Origin of the sequence: Streptomyces sp. HSW2009 (genome assembly GCF_040240285.1) — a bacterium.
GTDB lineage: Bacteria > Actinomycetota > Actinomycetes > Streptomycetales > Streptomycetaceae > Streptomyces.
This window is the reverse complement of record NZ_JBEHZD010000749.1, coordinates 1-3,097: the sequence shown is the minus strand read 5'-3', so window position 1 is coordinate 3,097 and position 3,097 is coordinate 1. Positions and strand designations below refer to the sequence as shown.

Sequence of the window (3,097 nt, the reverse complement as noted above, 5' to 3'; positions counted from 1 at the left end):
CGCGGGGGGGGGGGCCCGGGGGGCGCGGCCCGGCAGCGCTCCGGTGCCGCTGGTGGGCGCCAGGACCGACGGACGGCAGGGGGCGGTGACGCCCGGACCGTGACGGTGCGGGTGCCGGCCAAGGTGAACCTGCAACTCGCGGTGGGCCCCGTACGACCCGACGGCTTCCACCGGTTGGCCAACGTCTTCCTCGCGGTGGGCCTGTACGACGAGGTCACCGCCGTGGAGTCGGACGGGCTCGGGGTGACCGTCACCGGCCCCGGAGCCGACCGCAGGCCGCTGCACAGCGGCAGCGTCGCCGCCCGCGCCGCGACCTTGCTGGCGCGCCACCACGGGCGGGCGCCCACCGTACGGCTGCACATCGCCAAGGGCATTCCGGTGGCCGGCGGGATGGCCGGTGGCAGCGCGGACGCGGCCGGTGCGCTGCTGGCCTGCGCCACCCTGTGGCAGACCGGCAGCACCCGGGCCGAACTCCGCGAACTGAGCCGGCAACTCGGCAGCGACGTGCCGTTCGCCCTGGTCGGCGGGGCCGCGCTCGGCCGGGGGCGGGGCGACCTGGTCAATCCGCTCCAGGTGGGCGGCGTCTTCCACTGGGCGTTCGCGCTCGCCGACGGGGCGTTGGTGCCGCCCGCCGTCTACCGGGAGTGCGACCGGCTGCGCGCCCGGTGGAGCGAGGACACCGGGCGCCGGGTGCCCGAACCCGAGCCACGGGACGCGGTGCTCGCCGCGCTGCGCGCCGGTGACGCGCCGGCGCTCGGCGCGGCCCTGATGGCCGGCGGCACCAGCAACGACCTCCAGCCCGCAGCGCTCTCCCTGATGCCCGCACTGGCCCGCACGCTGCGCGTCGGCACCGAGGCCGGCGCCCTCGCCGCGCTCGTCTCGGGCTCCGGGCCGACCTGCGCGTTCCTCGCCGACAGCGCCGCCGCGGCACAGGAAGTGGCCCGCGCCCTGCGGGAGTCGGGCACCTGCCGTTCCACACGGCTGGCCCGCGGCCCGGTCACCGGGGCGGTCGTGGTGTAGCGGCTCCGCCTGGCGGCGGGGTGTGGCGTGCCGGCTCCGCCGGGCGTGGGCTAGCCGCTTTGCCCGGCGGTGGGCGTGGTGCTGCGGTGTTCCCGGTGGGGCGGTACGGAGCGGCGCTTACGAGCCTTCGACGGGGCTGGCCGCGCGGCCTGGCACGGCCCCGGTCCTGCGCGAACCCTGACCCCGGCGCGTACGGGCCGCGTGGTGTCTGCCGCGAGCGGCCGGAGGCGGCGGGCACGGGATCGTGCGGCGTACGGGGCGCGGGAGCCCCGGGGCACGGGATCGTACGAGGCGGGAGTCCGCGGCGGCACGGGCCGTGGTGTGACCCGCGCTGGCCCGCCCTCGCCCTCGCCCGGCCCCGCGCCCGTGCGTCTGGTCCCGCCCGCCCCGCGTCCCTACCTCACCTCAGCTCGCCGCGCCGCCGCGTACCCCCGCGCCACCGCACGACGGCACGACGGCACGACGGTCACGCCACCCACACGCACCAGGCCACGTCACCCCGCCCCGCCCCGCACCAGGTCACTTCACCCGGTACGCGGCGGCGTGGGCCATGGCGTGGAGTTCGGTGGCCCAGGCGTCGGGGAGGGCTGCGCTCACGGCCTCGTTGGCGACCTTCAGCCGCTCCTCGATGACCGCCTCCACCCGGTCCTTGATGCCGGTCTTCAGCAGCAGGGCGTGCAGCGCGTCCGGGTCGGTGTTCGGCAGGTCGTCCCCGACCAGGGCCTTCACCTCGGGCTCGTCCTGGAGCGCGAAGGACATCAGCAGCGTCATCTTGTGCTGCTTGAAGTCCAGCCGGGCGGGCTTGCCCGTCACGTCCGTTTCGCCGAAGGCGTCGAGCAGGTCGTCGCGGAGCTGGAACGCCTCGCCGAGCGCCAGCCCGTACTCCTCGAACGGGGCCAGCAGCGCGGGGGAGCCGCCGGCCAGCATGGCGCCCACCGAAAGCGGCCGGTAGACGGTGTAGCGGCCGGACTTGAAGAGCGCGATCCAGCGGGCCAGCGGGATGTCCGGCTGGAACCTGGCGGCGGCCCGTACGTCCAGGAACTGCCCCACCATCAGCTCCGTCGACAACTCGCCCCACACCTTGCGGGCGGCCGGCGGGCAGTCGGCGAGCAGCCGCTCGGCGTAGACGATGGCGAGGTTGCCGGCGAGCATGGCCACGCTCTGCCCGTAGTGCCGCGGGTCGCCGTGCCAGTCGCGCTCGCCGTGCAGCGTGGCGTGCCTGATGTGCGCGGTGGGCTCGTTGCGGCGCAGCTCCGACTCGTCGAGCACGTCGTCGTGGAGCAGCGCGGAGGTGTGCATCAGTTCCAGGGCCGCGGCGGCGTCCACCGCCACCTGGGACGCCGGGTCGCCGCCGGCTGCGAGGTAGGCCGCGATGCAGAACGCGGGCCGCAGCCGCTTGCCGCCGCTCTCGACCATGGTGCCGACGCAGTCCACGAGTTCCAGCGCGTCCGGGTTCTGCCCGGTCCAGTACGCGCGCTCCTGCGCGAGCAGCGCCGCCAGCCGCTCTTCGACCCGGGCGAGCATGCGGTCCCGCAGCTCGCGCGGAGTGGCCTGGCTGGCGTCGGCGGTGGGGGCCACGGTGGTGGCCGCATCGGTGGATGTCACAACTAGCTCCCCGGCAGGGCGAAGACGATGTCCTCGGCGGTGGTGATGCGGTGGTGATGAGGTGTCGGCGCCTGGGCCGACGGTGTCCGCGCCGTCGCTCCCGGCTCACACGGGCCGCTGACCAGCAGTGGACGATGATCTACAGGTACGGGCGGTGCAACGGGCGGCGCGGCGACGGTCTCAGGCGGTGGCCCGGCTGCGGTGTCTGCTCCGCGCGGGACGGCGTTCCGGCACTTCCCGTCACGCCCCGGTCGTGCCCTGATGCGACGGCGACCCGGTCGCCGGCCCCGGACGGGAACGGGGCCGGGCCCACCGTACCGGCCCGCCGCCGGCGTCTCGCGGCGGGTCCGCCCCGGGTGGCCCCGGCCGCGGGGGGGGCGCCCCCCCCCCCCGCCCGGCGCGCCGCTGCGCCGGGGCCGGGGGCGCCGTGGGGGGACGGGGCGGGCCCGGGCCCGGGCGGGTGGGGGGGTGG

General features: G+C 76.9%; 2 protein-coding genes. One reads left to right on the top strand and one right to left on the bottom strand.

All coding sequences use genetic code 11. From position 1 onward, the window contains the following. Positions 1-99 precede the first annotated feature (99 nt). Positions 100-1,020 (top strand): 4-(cytidine 5'-diphospho)-2-C-methyl-D-erythritol kinase, encoded by a 921-nt coding sequence (locus AAHZ94_RS31690; protein ID WP_349997160.1) that lies wholly within the window; start codon positions 100-102, stop codon positions 1,018-1,020. A gap of 519 nt (positions 1,021-1,539) precedes the next feature. Here the strand turns inward: AAHZ94_RS31690 and AAHZ94_RS31685 are convergent. After that, the gene (locus AAHZ94_RS31685; RefSeq protein ID WP_349997159.1) at positions 1,540-2,625 is read right to left on the bottom strand and encodes a polyprenyl synthetase family protein; all 1,086 of its coding nucleotides are present in this window, start codon (positions 2,623-2,625) and stop codon (positions 1,540-1,542) included. Between the last annotated feature and the right edge of the window lie 472 nt (positions 2,626-3,097).